1 protein-coding gene is annotated in these 316 nt (G+C 44.9%); it reads right to left on the bottom strand.

Translation table 11 applies throughout. The features are described 5' to 3' along the window. Positions 1–316, bottom strand: a 316-nt coding sequence (locus tag HC175_RS22355; RefSeq protein ID WP_168140030.1) for a hypothetical protein, incomplete at both ends; no start/stop codon positions are given.

The raw sequence follows: 316 nt of genomic DNA, 5'->3' as shown, positions 1-316 counted from the left end.
AAAATAGTGCTCTGCTCCAGCAGGAACTGGATGAGATTCATCTCCTTTTCCTTTTCCAGAAGTTCCCGGGGAAATCCCGAAGCATTTAAAAATGTAACAAAATCGCTGATCTGTCGGACTTGAACATTCAGTACCTCTTCAAAAAAGTCATTATCGTACCGGCTTCTGATTTCCCGTTCAAGATTGATCATCCCTCTCTGGTTCAGCGGAGAAGGAGGGCGTTCTTTTGCCTTTTTAGGAGGAAAGATGAAACCAATGATCCCTCCAATAATTGCAAAAGGATCGGCACCATATTGCAGTCCGCTGTTCCCGGGCA

Source organism: Salinimicrobium oceani (assembly GCF_012037645.1).
This window is presented reverse-complemented; position numbering and strand designations above follow the sequence as displayed.